General features: G+C 59.9%; 14 protein-coding genes. 12 read left to right on the forward strand and 2 right to left on the reverse strand.

The features are described from left to right. Nucleotides 1–5: 5 nt before the first annotated feature. Nucleotides 6–1724, reverse strand: coding sequence for a DUF563 domain-containing protein (locus Q8K08_RS20960; protein ID WP_304803577.1), 1719 nt, complete (start codon nucleotides 1722–1724; stop codon nucleotides 6–8). 148 nt (nucleotides 1725–1872) lie between these two features. Here Q8K08_RS20960 and mutS point away from each other — a divergent pair, with 148 nt between their 5' ends. The 6 genes from mutS (at nucleotide 1873) to Q8K08_RS20990 (ending at nucleotide 9236) form a co-directional block, all read left to right on the forward strand. Then, nucleotides 1873–4476 carry a DNA mismatch repair protein MutS gene (mutS, locus tag Q8K08_RS20965; RefSeq protein WP_305251636.1) on the forward strand — a complete coding sequence of 868 codons (2604 nt, stop codon included), beginning with the start codon at nucleotides 1873–1875 and terminating at the stop codon, nucleotides 4474–4476. Nucleotides 4477–4567: 91 nt separating this feature from the next. Beyond that, the gene (phnC, locus tag Q8K08_RS20970) at nucleotides 4568–5386 is read left to right on the forward strand and encodes a phosphonate ABC transporter ATP-binding protein (RefSeq protein ID WP_304803575.1); all 819 of its coding nucleotides are present in this window, start codon (nucleotides 4568–4570) and stop codon (nucleotides 5384–5386) included. A 23-nt stretch (nucleotides 5387–5409) separates the two neighbouring features. Continuing rightward, the gene (gene phnD / locus Q8K08_RS20975) at nucleotides 5410–6309 is read left to right on the forward strand and encodes a phosphonate ABC transporter substrate-binding protein (RefSeq protein ID WP_304803573.1); all 900 of its coding nucleotides are present in this window, start codon (nucleotides 5410–5412) and stop codon (nucleotides 6307–6309) included. A 63-nt stretch (nucleotides 6310–6372) separates the two neighbouring features. Then, nucleotides 6373–7251 carry a phosphonate ABC transporter, permease protein PhnE gene (gene phnE / locus Q8K08_RS20980; RefSeq protein ID WP_304803570.1) on the forward strand — a complete coding sequence of 293 codons (879 nt, stop codon included), beginning with the start codon at nucleotides 6373–6375 and terminating at the stop codon, nucleotides 7249–7251. A 1-nt stretch (nucleotide 7252) separates the two neighbouring features. Continuing rightward, the gene (gene phnE, locus Q8K08_RS20985) at nucleotides 7253–8572 is read left to right on the forward strand and encodes a phosphonate ABC transporter, permease protein PhnE (protein ID WP_305251610.1); all 1320 of its coding nucleotides are present in this window, start codon (nucleotides 7253–7255) and stop codon (nucleotides 8570–8572) included. Between the two features lie 46 nt (nucleotides 8573–8618). Continuing rightward, entirely contained in the window at nucleotides 8619–9236 is a 618-nt protein-coding gene (locus tag Q8K08_RS20990) for a chloramphenicol acetyltransferase (RefSeq protein ID WP_305251611.1), read from the forward strand. 7 nt (nucleotides 9237–9243) lie between these two features. On the opposite strand, the gene phnF is transcribed toward Q8K08_RS20990, so the two are convergent. Continuing rightward, complete coding sequence (gene phnF / locus Q8K08_RS20995; protein WP_304803564.1) at nucleotides 9244–9966, reverse strand: phosphonate metabolism transcriptional regulator PhnF; 723 nt, start codon at nucleotides 9964–9966, stop codon at nucleotides 9244–9246. A 102-nt stretch (nucleotides 9967–10068) separates the two neighbouring features. On the opposite strand from phnF, the gene phnG reads away from it, so the two are divergent. From phnG to Q8K08_RS21025, 6 genes are read left to right on the forward strand one after another with little or no spacing between them, the layout of a single operon-like run. After that, a complete protein-coding gene (phnG, locus tag Q8K08_RS21000; RefSeq protein WP_305251612.1) occupies nucleotides 10069–10521 on the forward strand; it encodes a phosphonate C-P lyase system protein PhnG in 453 nt (150 codons plus the stop codon). Continuing rightward, nucleotides 10518–11087 carry a phosphonate C-P lyase system protein PhnH gene (gene phnH, locus Q8K08_RS21005; protein WP_305251613.1) on the forward strand — a complete coding sequence of 190 codons (570 nt, stop codon included), beginning with the start codon at nucleotides 10518–10520 and terminating at the stop codon, nucleotides 11085–11087. The genes phnG and phnH overlap by 4 nt, the downstream gene beginning before the upstream one ends. Further along, nucleotides 11087–12169 carry a carbon-phosphorus lyase complex subunit PhnI gene (locus Q8K08_RS21010; protein ID WP_304803558.1) on the forward strand — a complete coding sequence of 361 codons (1083 nt, stop codon included), beginning with the start codon at nucleotides 11087–11089 and terminating at the stop codon, nucleotides 12167–12169. Before phnH ends, Q8K08_RS21010 begins: the two co-directional genes overlap by 1 nt. After that, a complete protein-coding gene (locus Q8K08_RS21015; RefSeq protein ID WP_305251614.1) occupies nucleotides 12166–13056 on the forward strand; it encodes an alpha-D-ribose 1-methylphosphonate 5-phosphate C-P-lyase PhnJ in 891 nt (296 codons plus the stop codon). Before Q8K08_RS21010 ends, Q8K08_RS21015 begins: the two co-directional genes overlap by 4 nt. A gap of 14 nt (nucleotides 13057–13070) precedes the next feature. Beyond that, on the forward strand, nucleotides 13071–13850 hold the full coding sequence (phnK, locus tag Q8K08_RS21020; RefSeq protein ID WP_305251615.1) for a phosphonate C-P lyase system protein PhnK: 780 nt from the start codon (nucleotides 13071–13073) through the stop codon (nucleotides 13848–13850). 3 nt (nucleotides 13851–13853) lie between these two features. Further along, entirely contained in the window at nucleotides 13854–14813 is a 960-nt protein-coding gene (locus Q8K08_RS21025; RefSeq protein ID WP_304802389.1) for a magnesium transporter CorA family protein, read from the forward strand. Nucleotide 14814: the final 1 nt, after the last annotated feature.

Genomic DNA, 14814 nt, shown 5'->3' on the forward strand with positions numbered 1-14814 from the left:
CGGAGCTACAGCAGTTGCCTTACCCAGTCGCGACCCTTTGACAACTCGGCAATGCGGTCGGGGAATTCGGCCTGCAACAACCGGATGGCCCAGACCTGCACTTCGGTCTTGTTCAGGCGGCGCGCGCACCACAACACTTGCGCCAGAATCTGCCAACGGCTGGGGTCCGCCTGCCGCGCCCCATACAGGGCAACCAGTTCTGCACCCCATTCCGCGCGCGCCTTGTGCAACTCGGCCTGCGCCAGACACAGATCAGCATGGTCCGCTTGCATGTCATGGTGGCGGTCCAGCACCGCCCCGGCCCGATCCAGATGGCCCGAGCGCAGCAATTGCCCTGCCAGCCGCGCCACATCCTCGGCCCGGTTCAAGCGCGGAACATGGCCACATAGCGCGGCGATAAAGGCCATCACCCGGCCCAAACCACGCTCGGTCAAGTGCGCTGGCACGATTCCTGCGGTGTTGAAATCCGGCACTTCCAGCGGGGCATCGCTGTGATGATCGGCAATGAACGACACATAGCGGCAACCCGAGGCATGGGCGACCGGCCAGAAATCGCCCCAGCGAATTTGTGCGGTCTGCAACGTGGCGATCTCGATCATCGTGGCATCCGGGTTGGCGAACAGCATATTGGCGAACCCAGCCCCATGCGCCGACACAACCACTTCGGCCCGCGCCATCAGGGCAATTTGCTCCAGTGGGGTAAGATCCTCGAACGCCAACCGGACAAAGCCGAACGCTTCTAGCAGTTCCACCAACGCGGCCTCGCCCAGCATCTTGCGGTCACGAGCCAACCCCGGAGCGCGGGCAATGTAGACACGTTTAGGCAGATGGCTGAAATCCAGACCCTCAATCGCCCGCAGTGCACGCTCGCGCAAAGCCGGCAAGCTGCTTTCGACAGAGTTCATCGATACCATGGCCCGCGTGGTCCGGGTGCCGCTGTGACCGTGCCAAGACAGACCCGACGGCGCCAAACCGTCCAGCGACCCGATCACCGAGGGCGGCATCTGGAAATAGGTCCACTGAAAGCTGAACGCAGACAGCACTTGGGCATAATCCTTTGGTGTGCGCTCCAGCACCACCCGACCCGCCAGTTCAGGAAAAAGCGCTTCGATAAACGCAAGCACAAAGGCGCGGGTTTTGTCGGGGTGGTTGGGAAAATGCAAAAACACCCGGCCCCGAAACGTCATCGCGTCCAGTACACAAAGCTGCGGCAGGGTTTCGGTCAGAAAGTGAAAGAAATTGAAAGTATTGCGACACTCCAACGCAAAATCCAGATCCTCTGGTGCCACGACCAGAGGCAGCGCCGCACCTTCATTCGCCACCTGACAACCTGCGAAGTATCGGCTCAGCGCGGCCTCACTGTCTTCACCCACCCGGTCCCAGTTGTACCGGTTCAACAACCGCGCCCCCGCTGCGCCATTCAAAAGCGCTTTGCCCCCCACGGTCGCGTAAGATCTGCGAAACGCAGCGCCTTGAAGCAGTACCGGAACCACGTTGAACTCGGCCACTCGCGCAAAGGTTCGGTGCCGCTTCACTTGCCGGACATGCGCCTCAATCCGGGCGTTCATGCCAGCATCACCAGACGCCGCGAACCCTTCAATCACCGCCGGATCACGCAAGCGCCACCAGAAGGCCGGCGCGGCCAAAAACCCGATCCCCGGATCCCGCGCCGGGTCCAGAAACAGCGCCCCTGCCTCCGCCTCGTGATCAATCTGGTTGCGCACGATTTCCCCTTTATCCGAGAAATGCACCCTAGCATGTGGCCCGCACAGGTCCAGAGGGATAGCCCTTTCCCCCGTCGCCCCGGTTTTGTAGGGTCAGCCCGCAGCAGGGGGGCAAAGTGTGCCGCAAGACGACGCCAATGTAACGCCGATGATGGCGCAATACCTTGAGATCCGGCAGGCAAACCCCGGCTCGCTGCTGTTTTACCGCATGGGCGATTTCTACGAGATGTTTTTCGACGACGCCCTTGCAGCGGCCGAAGCGTTGGATATCGCCCTGACCAAGCGCGGCTTTCACATGGGCGAGCCGATTCCGATGTGCGGCGTGCCGGTTCATGCCGCCGAAGGCTACCTGCTGACCCTGATCCGCAAGGGCTTTCGCGTGGCCATTGCCGAACAGCTTGAAGATCCGGCAGAGGCGAAAAAGCGCGGCTCCAAGTCCGTGGTCAAACGTGATGTGGTGCGCCTTGTCACCCCCGGCACCCTGACCGAAGATGCGCTGCTGGACGCCCGCCGCCATAACTATCTGGCCGCATGGTCCGAGGTGCGCGATCAAGCGGCATTGGCGTGGGCCGATATTTCGACGGGCGAGCTGCGCGTCATTGCCTGCCCCTTGTCGCGCCTGTCGCCAGAGTTGGCGCGGCTGGCCCCGCGTGAGGTGTTGGTCAGTGAAACCCGCGACCGCGATCTTGCGCCGATTGCTGAAGATCTGGGGTCCGCGCTGACGCCGCTTTCGCGGGGAAGTTTCGACTCTGTTTCGGCAGAAAAGCGGCTCTGCGCATTGTTCGGCGTCGGCTCGCTGGATGCTTTCGGCAGCTTTGACCGGGCCGAGGTGTCGGCTATGGGCGCACTGGTGGATTATCTTGATCTGACACAGCGCGGCAAGCTGCCCCTGTTGCGCCCGCCTGTGCGTGAAACCGCGGGCGGCGCGATGCAGATAGATTTTGCCACCCGCCGCAATCTGGAACTGACCCAAGCACTGTCTGGTGGCCGCGAAGGCTCGCTTCTGCTGGCCATCGACCGCACCGTGACCCCTGCGGGCGCACGCCTGCTGGAACGGCGCATTTCTGCGCCGTCCTGCGATCTGCCCACCATTCGCGCCCGACATGAAACCGTGCGTGTTTTGCTGGAACAGGGTCGATTGCGCGAGGATTTGCGCAGCCATTTGCGCCGCGTGCCAGACATCGACCGGGCTCTGTCACGGCTTGCTCTGGACAGGGGTGGCCCGCGTGATCTTACCGCGATTCGCGCCGGTCTGGCGCAGGCCAATGCCATTCATCCCATGCTGCAAGATGCGCCTGACCTGCTGGCCGAAGCCGCAACGGCACTGCTCGGCCACGATGATCTGGTCAATTTGCTGGATGCCGCACTGGTCGCCGAACCGCCGCTGATGGCGCGCGATGGCGGCTTTATCGCCACTGGCTACGATACCGAACTGGACGACACCCGCGCGCTTCGGGATGAAGGCCGCTCTGTCATCGGCAAGATGCAGGCGGAATATGCCGAGATTTCCGGTGTTCCGGGGCTAAAGATCAAGCATAACAACGTGCTGGGTTACTTCATTGAGGTTACAACCACTCACGAAGACCGGATGCGCGCCAAACCCGACCTTTTCATTCACCGCCAGACCACAGCGGGGCAGGTTCGCTTTACAACGGTCGATCTGAACGAGATTGAAACCCGCATCCTGAACGCCGGCAATCACGCGCTTGAGATTGAAAAGCGATACTATGACCGCCTTAAACAGGCGATTATGGCAGGATCAGGCCCCATTGGCGCGACCGCACGCGCGCTGGCGGAAATCGACCTGGCCTGCGGCTTTGCAGATCTGGCCGTGGCCGAGGATTGGGCGGCACCCACCGTTGACGACAGCCACGCATTCACCATCACAGCCGGGCGACACCCGGTTGTTGAGCGCGCCCTGAAGCGGCAGGGAAGCGGCCCGTTCGTAGCGAATGACTGTGCCCTGACCGATGCTGCTACCCCCGCGATCTGGTTGCTGACCGGGCCGAACATGGCCGGTAAATCCACCTTTTTGCGCCAGAACGCACTGATTGCACTGCTGGCCCAAGCTGGCAGTTTTGTTCCGGCGCGCGCTGCCCATATCGGTCTTGTCAGCCAACTTTTCAGTCGGGTCGGGGCCGCCGATGATCTGGCACGTGGACGCTCTACATTTATGGTAGAGATGGTGGAAACCGCAGCCATCCTGAACCAAGCCGACGACCGGGCGCTGGTCATTCTTGATGAGATCGGGCGCGGCACGGCCACCTATGACGGCTTGTCGATTGCATGGGCCACGCTGGAACATCTGCACGAAACCAACCGCTGCCGCGCGCTGTTCGCCACCCATTACCATGAGATGACAGCCCTGTCGGGCAAGCTGGCCGGGGTCGAGAATGCGACCGTAGCTGTCAAGGAATGGAAAGGCGACGTCATTTTCCTCCATGAAGTGCGCAAGGGAGCCGCCGACCGCAGCTATGGCGTACAGGTGGCAAAGCTGGCCGGATTGCCGCAATCGGTCGTGGACCGGGCGAAAGCTGTGCTGGAGGCGCTGGAGAAAGGCGACCGCGACGGCGGCAAACAAATGGCCCTGATCGACGATCTACCCCTGTTCCGCGCAGCCTCACCGTCCCCCGCACCCAAAGCCAACGCCAAACCTTCGGACATTGAGGCGCGCTTGCGCAGCATTCAGCCCGACGAGTTAACCCCGATCGAGGCGCTGCGTCTGGTCTATGAATTAAAACAACTGCTCTAGCGCCCGCTGCGTTACCAAAACTTCACGCCCGCGCAGAAGAACCGTCACAGATTGCGCCTATGCAGCCCTCAACTGCCATGGGGGCCTGACAATGCTGCACGTAAAAGACGTAACCCGTATGTTCGGGGAAAAAGCCGCCGTTGATAGGGTCAGCTTTTCAGTAGACGGACCAGCCTTTGTCGGGATCATCGGTCGTTCTGGTGCGGGCAAGTCCACCTTTTTGCGCATGATGAACCGTTTGACCGATGCCACATCGGGCGAGATCCGCATCGATGGCACCGACATTCTGGCCCTTCGTGGCGCTCAGGCGCGCGCGTGGCAAAGCCAGTGCGCGATGATTTTTCAGCAGTTCAATCTGGTCCCCCGGATGGATGTTGCCTCGAACGTGCTGCACGGTATCCTCAATCGCCGCTCGACCGTTCAGACCATGTTCAGCCTTTGGCCGCGGGCGGATATCATTCGCGCGCTTGAAATCCTCGACCGTCTTGGCATTGCGGAACAAGCGCCTAAACGCGCCGAGGCCTTGTCGGGCGGCCAGCAGCAGCGCGTAGCCATTGCCCGCGCCCTGATGCAAGACCCAAAAATCATTCTTGCAGACGAGCCGATTGCCTCGCTTGACCCTATGAACGCGCAAATCGTTATGGACGCGCTCAAAAAGATCAATGTCGAGGATGGCCGCATGGTCATCGCCAACCTGCATACCCTGGACACGGCCCGCCGCTATTGTGACCGCGTGATTGGTATGCGCGACGGCCGCATCGTGTTTGACGGCACGCCCGACCAGCTTTCGACCGGCGTTGCACGCGACATTTACGGTGCCGACGCTTCGTTCAACGAATCCGCGACCTCCACGGCGATTCCCGCTGATGACACAGCAGACCGCACCTACGCGGACATGATGCTTTCCTGATCCTCAACCAAAGGAACTTTCTGATGAAACCGCTGCTCCTTTCCCTTGTTGTCTCTACCGCGCTTGCATCCACTGCCATGGCACAAGACGCCATCACCGGCTTTAACATTGGCATCCTGGGCGGCGAGAACGCACAGGACCGCATGACCAACACCGAGTGTTTCCGCGCAATGGTCGAAGCTGAACTGGGCGTTCCGGTCAAGCTGTTCACTCCCGCCGACTATGACGGCGTGATCCAGGGCCTTCTGGGCGGCACGCTTGACTATGCATGGTTGGGCGCCTCGGCCTATGCCAAGACCTACCTGACCAACCCCGAAGCAGTTGATGTTATCCTGACCAAGCAGAACTTGGACGGCACCACCGGCTATTACTCCATTGGCTTTGCGCGCGCTGACTCCGGCATCACCTCGATGGAAGATGCCAAGGGTAAGACCTTTGCTTTCGCCGATCCGAACTCAGCTTCGGGCTATCTGATCCCTGGCGCAGAGCTGCGCGAGAAATTTGGCAACCTGGAATCTTACTTTTCCCAAGTCAAAATGTCGGGCGGTCATGAGCAATCTCTGGTCGGCGTCGCGAACGGTGATTTCGATGCTGCTGTCGCTTGGGCCGACGGGCTTGGCGAATGGGAAGACGGCTTTACCTCGGGAGCGTTCCGCAAGGCTGCGGATTCCGGTCTCGTCGACATGAATGATCTGGTCGAAATCTGGCGCTCCAAACTGATCCCCGAAGGCCCAATGGTTCTGCGCAGATCGCTGCCGCAAGACGCCAAGGACAAGATGTTCGCCCTGCTTGACACCATGTGGGAAACCGATCCGGAATGCGCCTACAACGTAGCCGCCGGTGAAGCACAAGACTTCGTTCCGGTCTCGCACGAAGACTATCTGGGCGTCCTTGCCGCCCGCAAGCTGCAAGAAGGCATGTAAGATCTGATCATGATCTGCCGGGCCGCCCCATGGGTGGCCCGGCAATTTTTTTGGAGGCCAGACATGGTTGATATCGCTTTCGGGCCAGAACGGGGAAAGCGCCCCGACACCGCCAACTTACAAGACACCTATCTTGAAATGGTCCGCCGCAAGCGGATGTATGGCGGCATTCTGCTGGCTTTGTTCATCGCCACCATGGCCTCAGGCTGGATTCTGGCCGACAGCCGCAATGCGGGCGGGTTCTGGAATGGCATCCTCAATGTATTTGAATTCCCCTCCGAAGTTGTCGCCGAGGCTTGGGAAAAGCGCGCGGCTATCCCGGCGCTGTTCGTCAAGCACATGCCCTCGTTGATCGAGACGCTGAATATCGCCGCGGTTGCCACGCTGCTGGGCGGCCTTGCGGCCATGGCGCTGTCACTCTTGGCCACACGCGGCCTTGCACGCTGGCCCACGATGATCCCGGTGTTTCGCCGCAGCATGGATGCACTGCGGGCAATTCCTGAAATCGTTATAGCATTGGTTTTGATTTATATTCTAGGCGGCGGCCCCGTCCCCGCTGTCATTGCTATCGCCCTGCATACGGGCGGCGCATTGGGTAAACTGTTTTCCGAAGTTGCCGAAAACGCAGATCTGAAGCCGGTCGAAGGCCTGCAATCGGTTGGTGCCAACTGGACCCAGCGCATGTGGCTTGGCGTGATCCCGCAGGTTGCGCCAAACTGGTTGTCCTATGCGCTCTTGCGCTTTGAAATCAACGTACGCGCCTCTGCCATCCTTGGGTTCGTCGGTGAAGGCGGCATCGGCTATGACCTGAAGCTTGCGATGCAATGGGGTCAGGGGCGCTATGATCAGGTGGTTGCGATCTTCCTGCTGCTGTTCTTTGCCATTGTGGTCATCGACCGCACCTCTGACTATTTCCGCAATCGTCTGGTGAAAGGGCGTTAAGATGGCCGCTGTTGATATCAACCTGTCCGGCCAGATCACTGCCGGTTTCGCCCGCAAGCGGCTTATGGCCTTTGCCGTGCCGGGTGTGATCCTGCTATATCTGCTGTATACCGCCGTGGCGTTTGACCTTGCCGGTCTAGCCCAGCGCGCCCGGATGGACAATGCCGCGATCCTGCTATCAGATTTCTGGACCCACAAAACCCATATCACCCGTGACAACCGCAACGGCGCAGTTTCGGCTGCGATTGAGGGTGAATCCAAAGGCGCCTATCCCCCGGGCGAGTTTCCTTACTGGGTCACCATCGCGGGCGATGTGACAACCATTGACCTTGGCACCGGCCATATCGTCACCTATGACGCTGCGGGCGCGCGCATGATCGTGCCCGGCTACGGCACCATCGACATTCGTCCGGATGGCAACCGCTTGGTCCTGAGCGCACCTAAACCGCTACCCGGCTGGATAAACGCCAGCGATACCCGCATCGCTGTGACCACCCCGGCTGGCCGGTTCAATTACACCCGGTCAAAGGTTGAGACATTCAAATATCAAGCCGGGTGGGAGCTGTTTTTCTTCACCCTCGACAGCCCATTTGCCCGCAAAGGCCCGCTGGAGCTGCTTAATCTGGCCGCGTGGGGCGACCGGGTTGACCCTGATCGCAGCAATATCGGCTACATGGTTTCAGAGTTCTGGACCAACAAGATGTGGCGGCACTCAGATGTATTCTGGGCATTGTTTGAGACGATTCTGATGGCATTTCTAGGGACAATGGGTGCGGCGATCATCGCTCTGCCGCTTGGCTTTCTGGCGGCTTCCAACTTCAACCCGTTGGCCCCTTTGCGCTTTGCCTTCCGCCGGGTGTTCGACTTCATCCGAGGGGTGGACGGTCTGATCTGGACCATCATCCTGTCGCGCGCCTTTGGGCCCGGTCCGATGACGGGCGCTCTGGCGATCCTCATCACCGATACTGGCTCTTTTGGTAAAATGTTTTCTGAAGCGTTAGAAAATATCGATGAAAAGCAGGTCGAGGGGGTCCGATCCACCGGAGCCAACAGCCTGCTGCGCGCTCGCTTTGGTGTGATCCCACAGGTTACGCCAGTGCTGATTTCACAGGTCTTGTACTATCTGGAGTCAAACACCCGCAGCGCCACCGTGATTGGCGCGATTGTGGGCGGCGGCATCGGACTGTTGCTGACACAGGCAATCCAGACTCAGAAGGACTGGGAAGAAGTCGCCTATTACATGACGCTGATCGTGCTGATGGTGATGGCGATGGACACGCTTTCCGGCTGGTTGCGGCGCAAGCTGATAAAAGGGTCGTAGGGCGGGTTCACCCCGCCACACGTTTTCAATGGTATAAGGCCCGCCCATGCCCAAACTATCGCCCGACGCTCCATTGATCCAATCCGATTGCCAAATCTCTGGCAGCACCTTTGGCGCTTATGTCGAGGTGGGGCCGGGTAGCCGGATCCAGAACACGCGTTTTGACGACTACGCCTATTGCGACCGCCTTTCCGACATTGCCAATGCGACAATCGGCAAATTCGCCAACATTGCCGCGATGACCCGCATTGGTCCGACTGATCACCCGATGGATCACGCAAGCCTGCACCACTTTTCGTATCGCTCCAGCTACTACTGGGACGACGTCGAAGATGACGCGGCCTTTTTTGAACGCCGTAAGACCCGACGCACCGTGATTGGCCCAGATACCTGGGTCGGGCACGGCGCGATTATCAAACCGGATGTTACTATCGGTGCAGGCGCGGTCATCGCCGCTGGTGCAGTGGTCACGCGCGATGTGCCACCCTATACCATTGTTGCCGGTGTGCCCGCGATCCCCCTGCGCCCGCGCTTCACGCCAGCAATCGCAGACCGGTTGATGGCGCTAGCCTGGTGGGATTGGAGCCACGATCTGCTGCGAACTGCGCTGATGGATTTTCGCTCTCTGGAAGCAGAAGCGTTTCTAGAGAAATACAACGGCTAATTGGGGGCTATTCGGGGGCATAGGTCAGTGTGACCCGATCCCCGGCAAACCATGTTATCCCATACTCGACCGGGCGCCCGGTACTGTCCACATTGATAGCTTCGGTGCGCAGGACTGGCGCGCCCTCGGCCAGACGCAGCGAAATGCCTTGCACCGTCGTTGCAACGCCTGCAGTTATCCGGGTTGACTGCCGGGTGTAATCCTCGACCCCACAAGCACCCAGCGCCGCCGTGATCGACTGTAGGTTTTCAATCTGCACCAGTAGCGCGGGAAACCGTTCTGCCGGGAACACCGACAGGAACACCGCCACGGGCTGATCGTCCGCCATGGACGTTCCTTCGACCACATGTACAAAAGCGCCGGATTCAAGGTTCAGACCGTCAGCCTCGGTTGGGTCCGAAGCGCGCGTCTCTAGCCGACTGAAACTGCGCGAAGCAGTGCGGCCAGACGCGGTAATATTCTGATGGAACCGGACCCGGCGGCCAAGCGGGTATTCCGTTGGCTGCATCACGACATAGACACCCGAGCCGCGACGTGAATGCAGCACACCGTCCTGTACCAAAGACTGAGTAGCATGACGAATTGTGTGTCTATTCACGCCAAAGCGCGTCGAAAGGTGCGCTTCGGTCGGCAGCTTGTCGCCCGGCTGGTAGTGCCCCTTCGCAATCTCGTCCGACAGGGTTTGCGCGATGGATTTCCAAAGTGCGCTGCGGGCGGTGGTGTCTGTCATGAAAATTTCATGCCTCGGTTTGTTGTCTTTGGGTCTAGTTGGCGATAGAAGTTGTATAGTTGTATAGAAAAGCAGACGTATTTGCAAGATGTCGAGGGCAGCATGACCGAAGGCGCAAACACAGGGCAGCGAGAGCGGCAGATATGGATGTCGGCCATAGCCAAAGCGAACCCCGCCAGACTGGAAGAACTGATGCCGGATCTTCCGCCGTTGACCTGCCTTCGCCCACCAGAGGTTGGGGCCGTGATGGTTCAGGGACGGATCGGGGCGACAGGCGCGCCATTCAATCTTGGCGAAATGACCGTCACACGCTGTTCGGTCCGACTGTCTGACGGCACTGTGGGACATGGCTACGCGCAGGGACGGGACAAACCCCACGCACTGCGGGCAGCGGTCCTTGATGCGCTGATGCAAACTGATCAGGCAGCGCAGGTTCGGACACGCATTTTAGACGTGCTGACGGCAAAGGCCGAGTTGGCACGAGCGCTGCGCGCAGAAAAGGCAGCCGCGACAAAGGTAGATTTCTTCACAATGGTTCGGGGAGAAGACGCATGACCGCGCAAGCGCTATCCGGTGGCTTTTCCAACCCGCCACACCAATCATCACATGCTTTTCGCGCCATACTAGAGTCTTTTGCGCGCCCCGGAACCCTTTTGACCATTCGCGGCGCGCAACCTCCTGCACCGCTTTCAGTGGCGGCGGGCACCGCGTTGCTGACGCTTGCGGACGGGACAACGCCGGTTCATCTGGCTGGAGATGCAGATTGCCAGCCTGTGCGCGACTGGATCACCTTTCATATCGGCGCACCGCTGGTGGCCCCACAGCAAGCCATGTTTGCGATTGGCCGATGGGAAAGCCTGGCCCCCCTGAGCCGGTTTCACATCGGCGCGCCGGATTACCCTGACCGGGCGGCAACGCTGATTGTTCTGATGGACGGGTTGTCAAACAGCGGCGCGCACCTGACCGGGCCGGGAATTGCAACGAAGACCCTTCTGTCATTGCCCGAGATTGCGGCATTTCAAGACAATGCGGCTCGGTTTCCCCTGGGCCTCGATTTTCTGTTTGTTGCAGGCAACCGCGTGGCAGGTCTGCCCCGATCTACCAAAGTGGAGGGCGCGTAATGTATGTTGCGGTCAAGGGAGGCGAGCGGGCCATCGACAACGCCCACGCATGGCTGGCAGCAGAGCGCCGGGGTGATCCCTCTGTGCCAGAGCTGAGCGTCACGCAAATTCGTGAGCAACTGAAGCTGGCCGTCAATCGTGTGATGGCAGAGGGGTCGCTTTACGACCCGGATCTTGCTGCGCTTGCGATCAAACAGGCGCGCGGCGACTTGATTGAAGCGGTGTTCCTGATTCGCGCCTATCGAACAACACTTCCCAGATTTGGCGCATCACAGCCCATCAGCACTGACGCCATGGCCGTTGATCGCCGGGTCAGCGCAACGTTCAAAGACTTGCCGGGCGGGCAAATCCTTGGGCCAACATTCGACTACACCCATCGTCTGCTGGATTTCAAACTGGCGGCGGAAGGAGAAAGCCCGACGGCCCACACCGCCCCGGCAGATTCCGCCCCGGTCCCTCATGTGACAGAGTTCCTGAACCGGGATGGCCTGATCGAGACCGCAGAGCCATCTGACACCGCCCCCCCGGACCTGACCCGCGAGCCAATGGAGCTGCCCGCCGACCGCGCCTTGCGTTTGCAGGCTATTACGCGCGGTGATGAGGGATTTATCTTGTCGATGGCCTATTCGACGCAGCGCGGATATGGGCGCACCCATGCCTTCGTCGGCGAGTTGCGGATCGGCACGGTGTCTGTGTCGATGGACATTCCAGAGCTTGGCTTCCCTATCGAGATTGGTGAAATCGAGGTGACAGAATGCGAAACGGTCAATCAGTTCAAAGGGTCAAAGACAGAGCCGCCCCAGTTCACGCGCGGCTACGGCCTTGTATTTGGCCAAAGCGAGCGCAAGGCGATTGCGATGTCTTTGGTGGACCGGGCCCTGCGCTGGAAAGAGTTGGGAGAAGATTCCATCGGCGCCCCGGCTCAGGATGAGGAGTTCGTGCTGATGCATTGCGATAATATTCAGGCCACCGGATTTCTGGAGCATATCAAGCTGCCCCACTACGTTGATTTTCAATCAGAGCTGGAGCTGGTCCGGCGATTGCGTGCCGAGGCGATGGCCGCACAGGAGGCCGCAGAATGACCGCCCTGACCCAAGACCCAGCCTATAACTTCGCCTACCTGGACGAACAGACCAAGCGGATGATCCGTCGCGCAATCCTGAAGGCAATTGCCGTGCCGGGATATCAGGTGCCGTTTGCCAGTCGAGAAATGCCAATGCCCTATGGCTGGGGCACGGGTGGTGTGCAGGTGACTGCCGCCTGCCTGACGCCCGATGATGTTCTCAAAGTGATCGACCAAGGGGCAGACGACACCACAAACGCCGTCAGCATCCGCAAGTTTTTTCAGCGGACCGCCGGCGTTGCCGCAACCGAGGCGACAGCAGATGCAACCGTGATTCAAACCCGGCATCGCATCCCTGAGGTGCCGCTGCACGAAGGGCAGATCCTTGTGTATCAAGTGCCGATCCCCGAACCCCTGCGCTTTCTGGAGCCACGCGAAGCAGAGACCCGCAAGATGCACGAGTTGGAAGAATACGGTCTTATGCATGTGAAGCTATACGAAGACATCGCGCGTCACGGCCAGATTGCCACCAGCTATGCCTATCCGGTCAAGGTCGAGGGGCGCTATGTCATGGACCCCTCACCCATACCAAAATTCGATAACCCAAAACTGGGGGGCTGTCCGGCCATTCAGATCTTTGGGGCGGGACGCGAACAGCGGATCTACGCCCTGCCACCCTATACCGCGGTAGTGAGTCTGGATTTCGACGATCACCCCTTTACCGCATCCAAGGCACCGCACGACTGCGACTTGTGCGGCGCCGATGAAAGTTATCTGGATGAGGTGATTATCGATGACGCTGGAGGACGAATGTTTGTCTGTTCCGACACCGACTTTTGTGCTGGGCGGCAAACGGCAGGCCATCGCGGGCGATTATCACCCAAAGCCGCCGGAAAGGGAATGTGATGGGGGTCATAGATATGACTGTGCAAAACCTGGGGCTGGATCGGCCTTTGTTGACCGTCAACACCCTGACCAAACGCTACGGCATACGGATTGGCTGTGCAGATGTGTCTTTTGACCTCTTCCCCGGCGAGGTGATTGGGATTGTCGGCGAGAGCGGATCTGGGAAATCAACCTTGCTGTCGTGCCTTGCCGGGCATTTGCAGCCCGATCTGGGGCGGGTAACCTATTGCGGCCGCGATGTTTTGGCCATGCCCGAGACGGAGCGCAGGCGGCTTTCCCGCACAGAATGGGCCTATGTTCACCAAAACCCACGCGACGGCTTGCGTATGGGGGTCAGTGCGGGCGGTAACGTTGGCGAGCGGCTGATGGCCGTCGGCGCCCGCCACTATGGCAGCATCCGCGACACGGCAACAGACTGGCTTGGCCGCGTGGAAATTGCAGCCGATCGGATAGACGAACGACCAAGCGCTTTTTCCGGCGGCATGCAGCAGCGGTTGCAGATTGCGCGCAATCTGGTGACCGCGCCACGGCTGGTGTTCATGGACGAACCGACCGGGGGACTTGATGTCAGCGTACAAGCGCGGTTGCTGGACCTGCTGCGTGGGCTGGTGCGAGATCTGGGTCTGTCGGCAATCATCGTAACACATGATCTGGCTGTTGTGAGGTTGCTGGCTGACCGATTGATGGTCATGAAAGGCGGGCGCGTGGTAGAGCAGGGCTTGACCGATCAGGTGCTGGACGATCCGCAGGACGCCTATACCCAGCTTCTGGTCTCCTCTGTCTTGCAGGTGTGACCTATGCTCTTTGCCTATCGCCCGACTGATACGAAACTTGAAAAACTGCCAAATGATGGCTCGCTGGACGAGGCGGTATGGATCGACCTTTACCAGCCGCTGGACGCTCAGGTGCTGGCGGCGCAGGCCATGGGCATCGAGGTGCCGACCCTTGCCGATATGGAGGAGATCGAAATCTCTAACCGGCTGTATCGCGAAAACGGCTTCGATTACATGACTGTAGTGCTGCCGGGCATGTCGGAAACCAACGAACCAATCTCGGGGCCTGTGACCTTTATCATGACCCCGGAGCGTCTGTTCACGGTGCGCCACCATGCGCCACGACCCTTCACCACATACCCCGAGCGGGCCAACAAGGTGGGGCCGGGCTGCACCGACAGCGCGCGCCTGTTCCTGAGCCTGCTGGAGGAAGTGACCGGTCGACTGGCCGATCTGCTGGAAGGGTCGGGGCGGGCACTCGATGCGCTGGCACGCGAGGTTTACAGTGAGACCGGGACCACAGATGCCGCCCAACTGCAGGGCGCGCTGCGCCGCACAGGTCGCGAAGGCGAACAAATTGCCCGTGTGCGGCTGTCATTGCTGACCATCGAACGCGCGGTGAGCTATTTTGGCCAAAGCCTGACGACCGAGCATCGCGGGACCGCGCTAAAAGGCCCCGTGAAGGGCTTGATGCGAGATCTGCATGCGCTGGAGGTTCATGCCGATCATCTGTCGGCGCGCGTGGCGCTGGCCAGCGACTCGACGATGGGCATGATCAATCTGAGCCAGAGCCAGACCATCAAGATCGTATCCGTCGTGGCAGTGGTGTTCCTGCCACCTACAGTGATCGCAAGCGCTTATGGCATGAACTTCGAGGTCATGCCCGAATTGCAATGGACGCTCGGCTATCCGATGGCGCTGAGCATGATGGTGGCCTCGGCAGTGGGCACCTATCTTTTCTTCAAATGGAGGCGCTGGCTATGAC

It is taken from the genome of Pseudotabrizicola sp. (genome assembly GCF_030684215.1).
GTDB lineage: Bacteria > Pseudomonadota > Alphaproteobacteria > Rhodobacterales > Rhodobacteraceae > Pseudotabrizicola.